The sequence below is a fragment of the Anabaena sp. CA = ATCC 33047 genome, from assembly GCF_963870205.1.
Lineage (GTDB): Bacteria > Cyanobacteriota > Cyanobacteriia > Cyanobacteriales > Nostocaceae > Trichormus.
In genome coordinates, this window is the sequence record NZ_CAWMSA010000016.1 from 150691 (window position 1) to 168423 (window position 17733).

The following is a 17733-nucleotide window of genomic DNA, read 5'->3' on the forward strand; positions in this document are numbered from 1 at the left end:
ATTTTTAATAGAAGAAAAAAAATAATTTTAAATAATATATTGATTGAGCAAAAATCTGGATTTTCAACGCACATCTGTGCTAACAATAAATATTTGTGACTGTTTAATAAAATTTTCCATTGAGCAGACTGTTGTATGTGACGCAAGCCCAAAAAGGCTGATAAATTCAAACTCCTCAGTACAGTAGCCTCGCATCAAGCCATAACTAAATAATTGTTAACCCATCAACTTTGGTGATAGTTCCTGGATGTTTATAATCTTTATACAGACATCCTCAAGGTTGGCCTGTGCTAAAATCAGCGTACCGGCACGACGCAGGTGATGGGAAAAATGCCATGTTTGAACGCTTCACAGAAAAAGCCATTAAGGTAATCATGTTGGCCCAAGAGGAGGCCCGCCGTTTAGGTCACAACTTTGTGGGAACCGAACAGATCCTCCTAGGTCTGATTGGTGAAGGCACAGGAGTTGCGGCCAAGGTGTTGAAATCAATGGGTGTCAATCTCAAAGATGCCCGTATTGAAGTTGAAAAAATTATAGGCCGGGGTTCGGGCTTTGTGGCCGTGGAAATTCCGTTTACGCCACGGGCAAAGCGGGTTCTAGAACTATCCCTAGAAGAAGCGCGCCAATTAGGGCATAACTACATTGGCACCGAGCATCTGCTGTTGGGCCTGATCCGGGAAGGGGAAGGTGTGGCAGCCAGGGTGCTAGAAAACCTGGGGGTGGATCTATCTAAGGTCAGAACCCAAGTCATTCGGATGTTGGGCGAAACCGCCGAGGTTTCCGCGACAGGTCAATCTGGACGCACCAAAACGCCAACTTTGGATGAGTTTGGCTCGAACCTGACTCAAATGGCTACGGATAACAAGCTTGATCCGGTGGTGGGACGCGCCAAGGAAATCGAGCGTGTAATTCAAATTTTGGGTCGCCGGACAAAAAATAACCCTGTATTGATTGGGGAACCTGGGGTTGGTAAAACCGCGATCGCTGAAGGTTTGGCAACACGCATTGCTAACAAAGATGTCCCCGACATCTTAGAAGATAAGCGTGTCGTTACCCTCGATATCGGTTTGCTGGTTGCAGGGACGAAATACCGGGGTGAATTTGAAGAACGTCTGAAGAAAATCATGGATGAGATTCGTCAGGCGGGTAATGTAATTCTGGTAATAGACGAAGTTCACACCCTCATTGGTGCAGGTGCAGCCGAAGGGGCGATTGATGCGGCGAATATCCTCAAGCCAGCTTTGGCCAGAGGTGAATTGCAGTGCATCGGCGCGACAACCTTGGATGAATACCGCAAGCATATTGAACGGGATGCAGCGTTAGAACGTCGCTTCCAACCAGTGATGGTAGGTGAGCCTTCCGTCGATGAAACAATAGAAATTTTATATGGTTTGCGCGATCGCTACGAGCAACACCACAAACTGAAAATCTCCGATGAAGCTTTAGTGGCGGCGGCGAAATTGTCTGATCGTTATATTAGCGATCGCTATCTGCCAGACAAAGCCATCGACTTGATTGATGAAGCTGGTTCTCGTGTGCGGTTGATTAACTCTCAACTACCCCCCGCAGCTAAAGAGTTAGATAAAGAACTGCGCCAAATCTTAAAAGAAAAAGATGATGCTGTCCGTTCCCAAGACTTTGACCGAGCCGGGGAACTGCGCGATCGCGAAATGGAAATCAAAGCCGAAATCCGGGCTATTGCCCAAAGCAAGACCAACGGCGCGGGCGGTGACGGAGTAGAACCCGTTGTTACAGAAGAAGACATCGCGCACATCGTCGCTTCCTGGACAGGCGTACCGGTGAACAAACTCACCGAATCCGAATCTGAGAAGCTGCTGCACATGGAAGACACCTTGCATCAGCGTCTCATCGGTCAAGAAGATGCTGTGAAAGCAGTTTCACGGGCTATCCGTCGGGCGCGTGTCGGTTTGAAAAATCCCAATCGACCGATTGCTAGCTTTATCTTCTCCGGGCCGACTGGTGTAGGTAAAACCGAGTTGGCGAAATCCTTGGCTTCTTACTTCTTCGGTTCTGAAGAAGCGATGATTCGCTTGGATATGTCCGAGTACATGGAACGCCACACCGTCAGCAAATTAATCGGTTCGCCTCCAGGTTACGTTGGTTATAACGAAGGCGGACAATTAACCGAAGCTGTGCGCCGTCGTCCTTACACTGTGGTGCTGTTCGACGAAATCGAAAAAGCCCACCCCGATGTCTTCAATATGCTGCTGCAAATTTTAGAAGACGGTCGGTTAACAGATGCGAAAGGACGCACCGTTGACTTCAAGAACACCTTGCTGATTTTGACTTCCAACATCGGTTCTAAGGTAATTGAAAAAGGTGGTGGCGGTATTGGCTTCGAGTTTGGCGAAGACCAAAGCGAATCTCAGTACAACCGGATTAAGAACTTGGTGAACGAAGAACTGAAGCAATACTTCCGTCCTGAGTTCCTCAACCGTCTGGATGAGATTATCGTCTTCCGTCAATTGAGCAAAGCCGAAGTTACCGAAATTGCGGATATTATGCTCAAGGAAGTATTTGGTCGCTTGACAGAAAAAGGTATAACTTTAGAAGTAAGCGATCGCTTCAAAGACAGACTCATTCAAGAAGGTTACAGTCCCAGCTACGGTGCAAGACCATTACGCCGGGCAATTATGCGCCTGTTAGAAGATAGCTTGGCGGAAGAAATTCTGTCTGGTCGCATCAAAGATGGCGATGTCGCCTTTGTTGATGTTGATGAGAATGGGAATGTGCAAGTTTCTTCTCAACAGCGTCGGGAATTGTTACCCCAAGGTGTTGAGTCTTAGTTAGAATTTTTTAATTATTAAATAAGCGGTGGAGGATTTCGGTTCTCCGCCGTTTTTTTGTTTTTGTCTCACGCAAAGGCGCAAAGGCGCAAAGAGCGGAAAGAGATTATCTACAAGTTTTCTAATTTAAGCCGAGTAGTCGAGTATTTCGGATAAATTTAACAGAATATGATTTTAAATATTTTCACTCTAGGTAATTACCTATTTGCTGAATAAACCAATTAAGTATTTGCTTTATCTCTTGATAGTCTTTTTTTTCAAAAAATATCTTAAGTTCATTAATAGGCTGTTCTTTAGTTGGATAAACTTTAACACTATTGCCTAAGCGGTATCTTAATAGATTTAAATTAGTTGAAATATAGTTGATAACTGATTCGGGGTTTAAATATTTATCATTCAAGTTAAAAAGTGTAATGTAAGCATATTGCAATCCCTTATCATCTGGTTTAACCGTAATTTTCAGGAAATTTTTATTTTTATTAATTACAAATTCAGAAAATATATTTTGTATAGATTCTTGAGAAATATTGTTATTTAAATTTTGGAGTCTAATTTTTATAGATTTACCTTTAGCTTCAACTCTTTCTTTTAGTAATTTACCATTACTATCTGCATGACTAGCAATATCTCTAATATCCATGATGTAAGTAATGGTTTTAAATTCTTTATCTTCATAAGATTTAAAAAATTGCTCTCCACCTCTTACAACTTTAAAAAAATCTTTTACTTTCTTGATTTTAGTATAGTTAATATCTTGTGTATTTCCATAGTAATTAATTTCTGTAAATTTATCAAGTAAACTTTCTATTTGTAGGTATATATGACGGCAAAATTCTACAAAGTTATCATTGATAATATCATTAGCTGATTGTTTGTTATATTCCTCAAGCCTATTTTTCAATTCCTTATTATCTAATGTATTTAACCATTTATGAATTGAATAATCAACTAAATGTATTTTATCGTCGTCTATTTTAATTTCTTCTGTGGATAATTTTTCTATATATGAAGATATACTTTTTAAATTAAAATTAATTTGTTCTAAAATAATTTGAATTCTTGTGTCCATTTATTAATATTTGCCTATTTTTACAAGATTATATTTGTTTATAAATTTGCTAATATTTTATATTGCTTCATATATTTTTGATATATAGCATCATTCTTTCCTTTTACCATACCAATAAACTCTATTTTACCTAGAAGCACTTGCTTGAAACTATGTTGCTCTTTCTGAGTAAATCTACTTTTAATTTCATATTTCTCTTGATATTCATTTTCTACAGCCTCAAGCCCAAATTTAGCCCAGGCATGAAGCATAGCACGAACCTGACGCACATAATTGCGATCAACATTAGGAAAAATATTTGTTGTTAATCCCGTTACTTCTTGATGAGTTCCTTTGATTTGTAATCTAACTTTATGCTCATTTATCTCAAATCCATTTTCACTAATGATTTGTAGTAAATTATCGCCAATATTTAATTTTTCTCCATCTTCGTCATTCGCTATATATGCCAAATTGCTAGGAAATTTAGGTAAGGTTGTCGAAAAAGTAATATCATCCGCATATCTTGTATAGGTAGCTTTACATTCTTTAGCCAACCTCTGCAATTGACTATCCATCTTGGCACAAATCATGTTAGTAATTATTGGTGAAGTTGGTGCGCCTTGAGGTAACTGGTTGTTATGACAACAGATTTGCGCTAAAACTGTAGCAACTTCTGGATGTAACCCGTAGGGGGTAGCCATGAACATACCCCGCACCCTACCAAAATTAATAGAAGGGAAAAAATCTTTTAAATCAATGTTTAAAACATAGCGTTTCTTGGCATGGGCTTGAGCATTAGTTACAATATTTTTTCCCATGACAAACCCATGTACAGATGGCTTTATCTCATAAACTGCTTGTAAAACTTGATTAAGTTTTCTTTGGATAATTTTAAGCGCAGTTACCGGAGTTGAGATTTGACGAACACCACCAGACTTTTTTGGAATTTCAAAAGTTTTATAACGCTCGTTAGGGTCAACAATATATATATGATAAACCAGACGAGGATAGGAAACTTCTAAAAGATCAGCTATATCAGATGGTTGTTTGAGAGAATAAAATTTTTCTCGTAAAGATTCAGGGTTATCTGTGAGAATTAACTTAAAACTGTCTTTCACTTTGTCTACTAAATCATCCTTAATCGGCTATTTGTTAGAGAATAATCATATTTAGAATGAGCATGAATATAAATGTTATACATATTCTTACATTGAAGAATTGATAAGAAATATCACTTACGGGTGTATTCTCGCCTATTCGGATAAGGAAAAGGAGTCAATTCAGAAGAACAGAGTCCTCGTAAAGCTAACCGTGAAATACACCGTCGCAGGATCAACAACGGAAATCAATACTTGTTCCCGCAAGTGATTTAATTAGCTAGTATAAGCAATCATCTGAACTTGATAGTTTACATCTAGCTGCCATACATTTTACAGCTAAATGTACCTAAATAGTCAAGTGCAAAATTTGCAAAATTTGAAACACTTAATCAAATAATTTTACAGTAAGAGATATTGCGTTAGCGAACTTACCGAAGGTATCGCATATCTTGAAGTGCGTTAGCTGACTTTTGGTATGGCTATTTGTGGAGTAGCGCGATCGCATATCTTGAAGTGCGTTAGCTGACTTTTGGTATGGCTGTTTGTGGGGTAGTGCGTTAGCGGTAGCTTACCGTAGGTATCGCATGACCATTAACTCAAATAATTGATATCATAAATGGTAAATTAAATGGTAGAGAATTAATTTTTCCCTACCGTTTATCATATATCTTGAATGTGTTACTCAAAAATTAACTGATATCTTTCCTTGCTCTCCTCTCAAACTAAATTTTGAGTATTTATTGCTCCACAGGTGTTAACTTTAAAGGATACAATGGCTCAGATCCATTTAATTGCCAAATTCTAAACACTAAGGCAGCAGCTACAGTTAGCCATACACAAGAGAAAGATAAAATCACCCCCGCTACAGGATTAGTTTGCCAATAAATTGCAGTCACAACTAAAGCAGATAACCAAGGGCCTAAAATCACTACAGGAACAGCAGCACCTAATCTGCGTTCTACTGTAAAAATTGTATTCCAAGTATCCCCTACAGCCAGATGTACGGCAAACAGAATTAACGGCAACACTAAAAATTGATGGTTCATTTCCTGCCAAACTAAGACAGAAGAAATTACCCGCAAAACTGCTATTATCATCCAAACTATAGGAAATGCTAATGGTGGTGGAGACCATCTTGGTCTGATAACTTGGTCATAAGTTTTACGAGAACGGGTATTATCTAAAAGGGAAAAAATTCGGGAACGAAGACTTAAGAGAGCAAAAAATAATCCAGTTACTACGGTACTAAACCAACTGGGAAAAGAAGCATTGTTATCAATCAACATGATTAATTTTTCCATTCCCAGTAATACAAGAATCATCACTCCTATTTGCAGGATAGTTCCTAGTTTATAAACTATCACTGCTTTGATGTCTAATTCTTGTGTAGTGGCTATTGATTTATCTACAGACGGTTGTTGATTTTCAGTTTTTACCCCCATGACTGTGTTGACAAACTTTTCAAGTATTCCAGTGTTATTGGTTTGATTCATAATTAACAGATTGCCAGGATTTTTTAATTCTGATCAAGAATTTATTATATGATATTGTGACGATAAAAAAGAATTGCGAAAGTAATCAGCAGGGTAAAATTTATAGTATCCAGTGCAGGTTTATTTAATCAGGTTTGTAGTAAGGACTTTAGTCCTAACAGGATGTTTGAATAGTATTATTGTTAACAACAAAATCTCTCAAACCTAACCCCCTAATACCAATTCTCTATGAAGTTGCACGGAAAAACAATGTAGAGACGTTGCATGCAACGTCTCCATAGCGCAGAATAAAGTGCATCTATGGCTACGCCACGCAAGCTACATTAAGAAACGGTATAACCCCCATTCCCTTGTAGAGAAGGGGGGTGTAAATGTAAAGACGCTGTATGCAACGTCTCTACATTTACAGGGGAGGGTTTGGAGAGGGGTTTCTTACTGTGCGGGTTTCCAAACATCCTCTCAAATAAGGACTAAAGTCCTTACTACGAACTCGATGACTACGGAAACTAGGTTAAGTTTGTTCTTGTTCAACAAATTCTGGTAAATCGTTGGGTGCGCCACAGGCGGAAATGTTGCCTGTAAAATTCACATCTGCCATTAATTCTGGATGTTCTTGCTTGCGTTGGGCAATTTGTTCGCGGGTGAGTATCTTCGACTCATCAAAGCCTAACTCAATTTCGGTTTGTAAACCCTTGTACTTCACTCGTTGCAGGTTGTAGAACCGTTTGTTAAGAGTTGTCTTGACAAAAGCCTTCAAGCAACCTAAAAGATATTTGCGCTTAAAGGGATCTTTCTCAAACCAATATTCAAAGGATTTGCGGAGGTAAAAACGGGCGTAATTTCGCAACACTCCTTTGAGAACATCCTCCCGTTCCATTGCGTCGGGTTTCATGATGGGCGTGACAAAGTTATACTGTGAATAATCCCGAACTTCTACGCGATCGCCTAAATCTTGAAACAATTCGGAAAATGGCCAAGGGGTAAACATATTCCAGTTCACCATGTCAGCTTTCCAATCCAAAGCCATTCTATAAGTTTCCTCAATTGTGTCTGGTGTTTCATTCTCCAAACCCATGATAAATTGAGCCTCAGCCAGCATACCATTTTCTTTCAACAGTTGAATCGCCCGTTTATTTTGTTCGATAGTCGTTTCCTTACGGAACAAATTCAACTTTAACTGGGCTGCTGCTTCTGTTCCCAAGGAAACATGAACCAGCCCAGCTTTGCGGTAAAGTGGTAAGTCTTTCTCATCCCGCAATATGTCTGTCACCCTAGTATTGATACCCCAGTAAACGCCTAAATTGCGTTCTATCAACTCGTTACATAAAGCGATAAACTTGGGTTTGTTAATAGTTGGTTCTTCATCAGCTAAAATGAAAAACCCTACTTTGTGTTGTTTCACCAAGATTTCAATTTGATCAACGAATTTCTTGGGACTACTAGAACGGTATTTACGCCAAAACGCCCATTGAGAACAAAAACGACAGGTAAAAGGACATCCTCTAGCATAGTTGGGAACAGCTACGCGCACATTCAGAGGCGTATAAATATATTTACTCCAATCTAACAGACTCCAATCAGGGGTGAGGGTATCTAAATCAGCGATAGGCGGATGGGCTGGTGTAGCGATGACTTGCCCATCTTCTAAAAAGGCAATACCTAATATATTACGGCGATCGCTCTCCACTGTACCATTAGCGATCGCTCTCACCAAATTAACTGTAATCTCTTCCCCTTCCCCCCGAATAATATAATCTACCCAGGGGGCTTCATTAAGAACTTCACTATACATATAGGTAGGATGAATCCCACCCATAACAGTCTTAGCTTCAGGACAAACTTCTTTCACAATCTTCAAAGTAATTTGAGATTGGTAAATCATCGGTGTAATCGCCGTTGCCAAGACGATATCCGGCTGATACTGTTTGATTATCTCCGCTAACGCATCATCAGCAATATAATCAGTCATGGCATCGACAAACCGAATGTCGGTAAAGCCAGCAGTCTTCAACGCTCCACCCACATAAGGAACCCAACTAGGCGGCCAATTTCCGGCAATTTCCGCGCCACCTGAATGATAATTGGGTTGAATCATCATAATCCGCATAATCTACCTCCCAATTCTTACCAGAGGAATTAACGATGGAAAATCTTTTGCTTTCAACAGCTTTGTTGCTACCAAATTCACAAGAGACAAAGACTTATGGATAAATTTTTGCTAATCAAGAAGAGATGAAATAAGTATGCAAAAACTTACCAATTCAATTGCTCGGAAAAATTGGTGATTACGCAATTTTTTGTCTTGTAAATTTTTGGTTAAAGATATTTACTTATATAACTATAAAGCTATAAAGCTGTGGCAATAAAGAAAATTTTTCAAAATTTAACAAAATCGGCGTAAGTCCCCACCTATAAGAATTTTAGGTGGGGATATAAGTCGGACGACGACGATAGCATCTTTGAGCAATTTTTCCGTAGGAAAGACTGTCAAAGATGTATGAGAAGTCGTCAAATCTACGGTAGAATACAGATGGTTGACAACCCACCCGACCGTATTGAACAGACAGGCTAACTTCAAAGTAGGTGTACGAACCTTGCCGCAGATAAATCGGTAGATCGGGGAATCTGAAAACCTAGCTGGTTGACCATTGTCGTAAATCCAAGGCGAGTAAGACGAAAAGCAATCAAACTGTCCCAGGAAGTGGGATGGCGGCGCGGGTTCTTCCTTGAGAAGATAAAGGTAGCAATACCAGAAACGCTGTGTAAGACCAATCTGTACTTGTACAAGCAGGCAATGGCGAATGAGACGCGAAGCCGCAACTATAGCGTCAGCTTAGTTGGGGTACTTCACTGTTCAGGCAAAAACAAGAGTTAGCTTCAGGATAACAAAGTCAGGACTTACGCCACTGGCACACCAGTAGGGTGTGTCAGATAGCAAAAATATATTTATTGACAGCATTTAATCAGTCTGACGCACCCTACGAGACTATCTTTGACTACATCTTCCCCCATTCCCTTGTAGGGAAGGGGGGTGAGGGGGGTTAGGTTCATTCGATAAATTGTTCAAACTCCCCCTAACTCACCAGGAGGAAACGCGCCTTTCTCTGTAATAATTGCTGTAATTAACTCAGCCGGAGTCACATCAAAAGCCGGGTTGTAGAATTCCACACCCGAAGGTGTAAGAATAGTATCACCAACTTGGTAGATTTCTTCAGGGTTACGTTCCTCAATTGGAATTTGACTACCATCAGATAATGCCAAATCAATGGTAGAAAAAGGAGCAGCCACAAAGAAAGGAATATTATGTGCTTTAGCGACAATCGCTAAACTATACGTACCAATTTTATTAGCAGTATCACCATTAGCCGCAATGCGATCAGCACCTACAACTACAGCATGAATTAAACCACGCTGCATACAATGGGCTGCCATATTATCAGTAATCACTGTCACAGGAATACCTTCTTGTACACATTCCCAAGCCGTGAGTTTAGCACCTTGCAAGCGGGGACGGGTTTCATCAGCATACAACCGTTCTAAACGCCCCTCACGCCAAGCGGAACGTACAACCCCCAAAGCTGTACCGTAACCTGCTGTAGCTAAAGCCCCAGCATTGCAATGAGTCAACAGCGTCAGTTTTGCTGGGGATTTTGGTAATACCTCTAAACCATGATCACCCATAGCTTGACAAGTTTGCAAGTCTTCGTTATTGATGGCTTGGGCTGTTTGCCATAAAACTTGTTTAATATCTTCTACCGTTCCTGGGGTATTTTGAGCAGTCTTGAGCATTCGATTAATTGCCCAAAATAAATTTACTGCTGTGGGACGAGTAGAACCTAATAACTCTGCCACCTTATCTAAATGATAGAGAAATTCTTGGCGATCGCTTGTCTCAATTTCCCGCGCCCCTAAATACATCCCATAACCAGCAGCCACACCAATAGCCGGCGCACCTCGAACAATCATAGTTTTAATCGCTCGCGCCATCTCTTGACTACTGTTAATTTCTACAACAGCATACTCATTAGGCAAACGAGTTTGATCAATGAGACATACTGAGTTATTTTGCCAAACAACGGGATAAATCATAGGAATTGGGAATGGGGTATCGGGAATAATTATCCCTTTTCTTCCTTGTCTTCCCAATACCCAATGCCTATTCTATTCAATAAAGTCAGCAAGAATCAATTGCTCAGGAAAAGTAGAAATCTAATTGTACAGACGTTGCATGCAAAGTCTCTACCAGCTAATTAGAGCCATGACGCTGGCTCTACACATCACGATTCGTAAATTTATCTACGCTAGGTAAAGTAGTTTCTCAATTTTATAGTTAACTATGCTTTCCGAACGCTTTACCCAAGCCTTCATCTACGCTCACCAACTCCATGCACAGCAAGAGCGCAAAGGTTCAGGTGTTCCCTATATTGCTCATTTAATGGGAGTTGCCAGTATAGCTTTAGAATATGGAGCTAACGAAGATGAAGCGATCGCAGCCCTATTACATGATGCCATAGAAGACCAAGGCGGCACAGCCACCCGCGAAGAAATCCGTCGGCGTTTTGGTGACACTGTAACTGCAATTGTCGATGGTTGTACAGACTCAGACACCACACCTAAACCCCCGTGGCGACAGCGCAAAGAGGCGTATATTGCCCATATTGCCACAGCATCCCCATCAGTGCTACTGGTATCAGCATCGGATAAACTCTATAATGCCAGAGCCATACTCAAAGATTATCGCTTGCTGGGTGAGTCACTTTGGCAACGCTTCCAAGGTGGCAAAGATGGTACTTTGTGGTATTATCGGGCATTGGTTGATGCCTTTAAAAACACTGGTAATCAACCAGTAGTAGCAGAATTAGAAAGAGTAGTTACAGAAATTGAATTTTTGGTATCGCCAAAAAAAATGAAGGATGAAGGCTGAAAAATTTCAAACTTCATTCTTCATAATTTTTAAGACATTACTGTAACAGGAAAGACAGTTTTTTTCTGGCTAGCGGAACATACTACTTACTGAAGTATCTTCATGAATCCGCCAGATGGTTTCCCCTAACAAATTAGCTACTGACAGGGTGACTAATTGGGGGAATCGTTTGCTTTCTGGAATGGGAATTGTATTGGTAACAATTACTTCCTCAAACAAGCCACTAGACAAACGTTCAACAGCAGGTGGCGAGAATACCGCATGGGTAGCACAAGCGTATACCTGACGCGCTCCCTCTTCCCGCAGCAGTCTAGCACCTTCGGCAATTGTGCCGCCTGTATCAATCATGTCGTCAACCAAAACTGCGGTTTTGCCTTTAACGTCACCGATAACATTCAAGACTTCGGCAACATTATGAGCCTGACGACGTTTGTCAATAATAGCCAGAGGCGCATCATTGAGTTTTTTAGCAAAAGCTCTAGCTCGTGCGACACCGCCCACATCAGGGGAAACCACCACGATGTCATGCAGTTCTTTACTCACCAAATAATCTAATATGACTGGTGAACCGTAAACATGATCAAAGGGGATATCGAAATAACCCTGAATTTGCGCCGCGTGTAAATCCATCGCCAATACACGGTTAGCACCTGCTTGAGTAATCAGGTTTGCAACTAGCTTGGCGGTGATAGATTCTCGCCCTGCTGTTTTTCTATCAGCACGGGCATAACCATAATAAGGAAGCACTGCTGTCACCTGACGGGCAGAAGCACGCCGACAGGCATCAATCATAATCAGCAATTCCATTAAATGGTCGTTAACGGGCTGACAAGATGGTTGGATGAGGTAGACATCGCAACCCCGAATCGATTCCTGAATTTGAACGTAGATTTCACCATCCGCAAATCTTTTGCGAATCATTGGCCCTAAGTCCATCCCCAGGTAACGAGCCACCTCTTGAGACAATTGTACGTTGGCAGAGCCAGAAAATAGCCGCAGGCGATGATTTTCAGTCTGTCCTGTTGCAGCTGGCTGCACTTGTAAAGTTGCAGAACTGAGCACAGCAGATCCTCGAAGTGCATTCATGGCAATATTAGCATTAGATATTTAGTAGATTTAACTGAATCAGCCTCAGAAAAACTTTTGTGAGTTTTGTTGCAGCTTTCATAACTAATCTAAAATTTTCGCAATAAAACTATTAGTTGCCCATTTTCTAGTCTTGATGACCAACGAAGCCTTACTGAATTCACTGCTGCCCAGTCCATAAACTAATCTCATTATTGAACCTGAATTGATGAGAAAACAACCCGAATTTTCCAGAGCTTGCTTTGATAGAATAAAGCTTCTATCCATTTTAATTCTAACTGAGGGAGAAACCTTCACGACTTAATTGATGTTGAACAAGTAAAATTCAGGAAACTCAAAATTACACCAACAATGATATTGAGGGCATCTGAATGTTCACTGAAGTTATAATACTGGTTGCAAAATTATAATATAAACTGATTGGCTATATTTTTGGTGACAAATTACAAAAAAAATTCCCCCTTTGAGGAATTGAGTTGACTTTTCACCTGTGTAGGTTGTAAATGATGACTTTGGCGGTTCTGCCATAGCAACTTGGCATTACTGCTGTGGCTGCTATTTCTTCTACACGCAATAGGAAAACAGGTTAATTTATCAATCCTCATGGCTGATAGCTACCTTGATGAGCCTTGGGTTAAACTTGTTTTATGCCAGTTGCTGTGACTGCAAAACTGAGAGTAGAAAGTTGTCCAAGTCATTGTTTTTTCAGCCTATGACTGTTTGATAGATAGTCGCTCAACAGCTTACCCATCAGCCTGTGATGAATGGGTTGCACTCATCCTGACCGACTGAGTATACAGCCGAGAATCCAGATTAGTACAATATCTGTGGCGAATTTTCACCACTCATCAAAGTTACTGAGTTATGTTCCCAAAATTTTGCTACCATGACCCAACTTTTTGCGGTTTTTAGGTGTCACCCTATTAACCTTACAAAAGGCTGATGCTGACGACAGATTTTTACTGCTCTATCGTACTGATTTTAACCGATTGAATTCTACCACGGCGATTAACACCGTCAAAACCGTATTTTCATGAAATGCGGACTTTTCAGTTGAGAAAGTTTTGGTCAATTTCCGCAACTTCCCTAGCTTGATCAATACCTCAGTTTTGCAAATAAGTTTGTTGTTGGAGCAGTTGTTGGAGGTTTTGTGGCTTGGGTAAGGTAAAATATCGCCGCAGGTAACTGTCTGTCGCCGCTTTGATTTATCTTGGTGGGAGACTTCCTCCTCAGTTGCCATTACATTCTATTCATGAATCATGCAACCACCTATTCCAACTGGCACTGTCCTACAAAACCGTTACCGCATTATACAAATTCTCGGACAAGGAGGATTTGGCAGAACCTATTTAGCAGAAGATCAAAGGCGTTTTCATGAACCTTGTGCAATTAAAGAATTAATTCCCTCAGCTACAGGAACTTTTGCTTGGGAGAAGGCACAGGAACTGTTTGAGCGAGAAGCTAGTATTTTGTATCAAATTGAACATCCGCAAGTACCGAAATTCCGAGAAAGGTTTGAGGAAGGCCAACGTTTATTTTTGGTCGAGGATTACATTGCTGGTAAGACTTATAGAGAGTTGCTGACTGTACGCCAAGCTATGGGGCAAACTTTCTCTGAGGCAGAAGTAATACAGTTAATGCGTTATTTGTTACCTCTACTAGACCATCTTCATAGTTTGGGCATTATTCACCGCGATATTTCGCCGGATAATATCATTTTACGAGATAGCGATGCTAAACCAGTGTTGATTGACTTTGGCGTTGTCAAAGAAATAGCAACACGTCTGCAATTTCCTGATAGTGCTATGCCAGTGACGACAGTAGGAAAAATAGGATATGCTCCTAGTGAACAGATGCAAACTGGGAGAGCTTATCCTAGCAGTGATTTGTATGCGTTAGCGGTGACAGCTATAGTTTTGCTGACTGGTAAGGAAGCGGTGGAATTATTTGATGAACATCAATTGACGTGGAATTGGCAAAGGTTGGTAGTGGTAAATCCACTGTTTGCCCAAATTATCAATCGGATGTTGAATCCTACTCCGAGCGATCGCTATCAACGCGCTAGTGATGTTGCTCAAGCATTACAAATTTTAGATCAACCTCTTGCTGGTGTCTCTACTCCTGATGTTTCTCGTCTGCAAACAGTAGCGGTTGGTCGTCGTCCTGATTATATACCCCCCACACCACCAGCCTCACCTAATCCACCTAACCCTGTAATTCCACCAAGTCCCAGTAGTTCAATTTTAGATAACCCCTTGGTATTAGGGGCTATTGGTAGTGCTGTGGTAATTTTAGCGGGTTTCGGTTCTTGGGCGTTAGTCAGTTCTCTGCGTAGTCAATCCACACCCTCACCAGAAGAAACACCACCACCTCAGACTTTTCCTTCGCCAGTGGTGACTAGGGCTACACCTACGTTAGAACCCACACCCACACCCACGCCAGAACCAGTTATCATTAGCAAGCGTCTGAATTTGGGTGAATCTAACACAGCCACCGTTGAAGATACTATCCAAGCTAACCAAATTATCCAATATAGTTTTTTTGCGGAAGCCGGAGACACGTTAACTACTTCTGTGGAACAAGGTGATGGGGTAACGCTGACAGTTTTAAGTCCTAGTCAAGAATCAATTGAAAGTACAGCCCAGCAAGTAACAAACTATGTAGGCACATTACCTAATACTGGTAGATACACTATTCAGTTACTTTTGTCAACAGGTGTAGCTGCAAGTGATTACAGCTTAAATGTAGGCTTAGAAAAACCACCCACGCCGACATTCACACCTACACCCACACCGACATTTACACCTACACCCACGCCGACATTCACACCTACACCCACACCAACATTCACACTCACACCCACCCCAACCCCAACTGTTGAAGGAGAGGAGAATAATAACCCACCGACTGATAGCTTCCTCAGCCCTAGCCCCGAACCGATAATTTCACCGTAACATTGATAGAACTAACGCCAGTTTGTTGTGGGGTGCGTCAGCCAAGATAATTTGTGAACAAAGAACAGATTTTGACATCTGACGCACCTGAATAATTTGCTATGGTATGATATCTAGGATGACTAAAAGCATCAAGATTCGTTAGATTAAGTTTTAAATTAGCTTGTTGAAAGAACTACTAATTACTGGAACTGATACGGAAGCAGGTAAAACGGTTTTAACTACTGTTTTAGCCGCCTACTGGCAAAAACATCATCCTCAAAGCCGTTTGGGGATTATGAAACCAATACAATCAGGAGTAGGCGATCGCGAATGGTATGAAAATCTATTTAACTTAGGACTATCACCGGCAGAAATTACGCCGCTATACTTTCAAGCACCTTTAGCCCCTCCCATCGCTGCGGCTAAAGAAAATCGGGCTGTGGATTTAGGGATAGTTTGGCAAGCAATCGTAGAGATGCGATCGCGTCATGATATTCTGTTAATAGAATCGTTAGGCGGGTTAGGCTCTCCGGTGACTGAAGAGTTAACCGTTGCTGATTTGGCTGGAGAATGGCGTTTACCCTCAGTGTTGGTTGTACCAGTCAAGTTAGGCGCAATTAGTCACACAGTTGCAAATGTCGCCCTAGCCAGACAAACACGGATCAATCTTAAAGGCATTGTCCTCAACTGCACACAACCCCGTACAGATGCCGAAATAGCCGACTTGACACCAAAAGAATTAATTCAAAACTTTACCAATATTCCAGTCTTAGGCTGTTTACCTTATGTAGATAAGTTTACAGACTTTGACCAACTCGCACAAATCGCTTCAAATTTAGATTTAGAAGCATTATGTTGATTGTTGACTGTTGATTGTTGATTGTTGACTGGGGAGACGAGGAAACTAATGACTAATGACTAATGACTAATAACTAATGACTAATAACTAATGACCAATAACTAACGATAAACTGAGAAAATAACCTAAGTTCTCTGGCGGAGTTAGCTGTCATGGTTTCTACCTTTCCTCATCCCGCTTCTGTTGACTTATCGCGTGTGCGTTTAGCTATTCGCTCATTGCAACCACAGTTGGTAGAATGGCGGCGACGACTACATCAAAAACCAGAGTTAGGTTTTCAAGAAAAGCTGACATCTGAGTTTATCTCTAGCCAATTGCAAGCATGGGGAATTGAGCATCAAACTGGCATCGCCCAAACTGGTATAGTAGCCACTATCACAGGCACAAAACCCCGCACTACCCAGTCCCCAGTCCCCAGTCCCGATTCCCGTGTTTTGGCAATTCGTGCAGACATGGATGCTTTGCCAATTCAAGAGCTAAATCAAGTATCCTATTGTTCACAACATGATGGGGTAATGCACGCTTGCGGGCATGACGGACATACTGCGATCGCTCTCGGAACAGCTTATTATTTACAACAGCATCGTCAGGATTTTGCTGGTACTATAAAAATTATCTTCCAACCTGCGGAAGAAGGGCCAGGAGGAGCAAAACCGATGATAGAAGCTGGGGTACTCAAAAACCCTGATGTTGATGCGATTATCGGTTTGCACCTGTGGAATAATTTGCCAGTGGGAACGGTGGGAGTTCGTTCTGGTGCGTTGATGGCGGCTGTGGAGTTGTTCGATTGTACAATTGTCGGCAAAGGTGGACATGGTGCAATCCCGCATCAAACAGTGGATTCTGTAGTAGTTGCCGCGCAAATTGTCACCGCCTTACAAACCATAGTAGCGCGGAATGTTAACCCCCTTGACTCAGCAGTGGTGACTGTAGGCGCACTTCATGCGGGTACAACTCATAATGTGATTGCTGATACAGCCACCTTAAAAGGAACTGTTAGATATTTTAACCCGGCGTTTCAAGGTTTCTTTGCACAGCGTATAGAGCAGATTATTAGTGGCATTTGTCAAAGTCATGGGGCGGAGTATGATTTTCAATATCGTTCACTGTATCCGCCAGTGATTAATGATCATAGTATGGCAGAATTGGTGCGATCGGTTGCCGAAGAAATAGTAGAAACACCTGTAGGTGTAGTACCAGAATGCCAAACTATGGGCGGTGAAGATATGTCATTTTTTCTGCAAGAAGTTCCTGGTTGCTATTTCTTTCTAGGTTCAGCTAACCCAGACAAAGATTTAGCTTATCCCCACCATCATCCCCGTTTTGATTTTGATGAGACTGCTTTGGCTATGGGGGTTGAGATATTTGTGCGTTGTGTGGAGCAGTTTTTATGAACACCCACAATGGAAGCATCATATTTCCGAGACGGAAACATTGTGCTTCCATTTACAAGCTGAAAAGATGATTTCATTGATAG

General features: G+C 41.2%; 11 protein-coding genes. 5 read left to right on the forward strand and 6 right to left on the reverse strand.

Annotated features, from left to right (window positions below):
* The first annotated feature begins 335 nt into the window (after positions 1-335).
* A complete protein-coding gene (locus AACS98_RS04075) occupies positions 336-2807 on the forward strand; it encodes an ATP-dependent Clp protease ATP-binding subunit (protein ID WP_066376642.1) in 2472 nt (823 codons plus the stop codon).
* 184 nt (positions 2808-2991) lie between these two features.
* Here the strand turns inward: AACS98_RS04075 and AACS98_RS04080 are convergent, their stop codons facing one another.
* The 5 genes from AACS98_RS04080 to mtnA all read right to left on the reverse strand — a co-directional run bounded on the left by AACS98_RS04080 (position 2992) and on the right by mtnA (position 10540).
* Positions 2992-3876, reverse strand: coding sequence for a hypothetical protein (locus AACS98_RS04080; protein ID WP_066376643.1), 885 nt, complete (start codon positions 3874-3876; stop codon positions 2992-2994).
* Between the two features lie 38 nt (positions 3877-3914).
* A complete protein-coding gene (locus tag AACS98_RS04085) occupies positions 3915-4976 on the reverse strand; it encodes a reverse transcriptase domain-containing protein (RefSeq protein ID WP_157087488.1) in 1062 nt (353 codons plus the stop codon).
* Between the two features lie 719 nt (positions 4977-5695).
* A complete protein-coding gene (locus AACS98_RS04090) occupies positions 5696-6451 on the reverse strand; it encodes a TspO/MBR family protein (RefSeq protein WP_066376649.1) in 756 nt (251 codons plus the stop codon).
* Positions 6452-6962: 511 nt separating this feature from the next.
* Positions 6963-8558, reverse strand: a complete 1596-nt coding sequence (gene bchE, locus AACS98_RS04095) for a magnesium-protoporphyrin IX monomethyl ester anaerobic oxidative cyclase (RefSeq protein WP_066376651.1) — start codon at positions 8556-8558, stop codon at positions 6963-6965.
* Between the two features lie 956 nt (positions 8559-9514).
* On the reverse strand, positions 9515-10540 hold the full coding sequence (gene mtnA / locus AACS98_RS04100; protein WP_066376653.1) for an S-methyl-5-thioribose-1-phosphate isomerase: 1026 nt from the start codon (positions 10538-10540) through the stop codon (positions 9515-9517).
* Between the two features lie 247 nt (positions 10541-10787).
* On the opposite strand from mtnA, the gene AACS98_RS04105 reads away from it, so the two are divergent.
* Positions 10788-11375, forward strand: a complete 588-nt coding sequence (locus AACS98_RS04105) for an HD domain-containing protein (RefSeq protein WP_066376654.1) — start codon at positions 10788-10790, stop codon at positions 11373-11375.
* Between the two features lie 69 nt (positions 11376-11444).
* On the opposite strand, the gene AACS98_RS04110 is transcribed toward AACS98_RS04105, so the two are convergent.
* Positions 11445-12461: a ribose-phosphate pyrophosphokinase gene (locus AACS98_RS04110; RefSeq protein ID WP_066376656.1), complete on the reverse strand. Its 1017-nt coding sequence runs from the start codon at positions 12459-12461 to the stop codon at positions 11445-11447.
* A gap of 1259 nt (positions 12462-13720) precedes the next feature.
* On the opposite strand from AACS98_RS04110, the gene AACS98_RS04115 reads away from it, so the two are divergent.
* From AACS98_RS04115 to AACS98_RS04125, 3 genes are all read left to right on the forward strand, one after another.
* Positions 13721-15415 carry a serine/threonine-protein kinase gene (locus tag AACS98_RS04115; RefSeq protein ID WP_066376657.1) on the forward strand — a complete coding sequence of 565 codons (1695 nt, stop codon included), beginning with the start codon at positions 13721-13723 and terminating at the stop codon, positions 15413-15415.
* A 163-nt stretch (positions 15416-15578) separates the two neighbouring features.
* A complete protein-coding gene (gene bioD / locus AACS98_RS04120; RefSeq protein WP_066376659.1) occupies positions 15579-16256 on the forward strand; it encodes a dethiobiotin synthase in 678 nt (225 codons plus the stop codon).
* A gap of 152 nt (positions 16257-16408) precedes the next feature.
* The gene (locus tag AACS98_RS04125) at positions 16409-17650 is read left to right on the forward strand and encodes a M20 family metallopeptidase (RefSeq protein WP_066376661.1); all 1242 of its coding nucleotides are present in this window, start codon (positions 16409-16411) and stop codon (positions 17648-17650) included.
* The last annotated feature ends 83 nt before the right edge of the window (positions 17651-17733 follow it).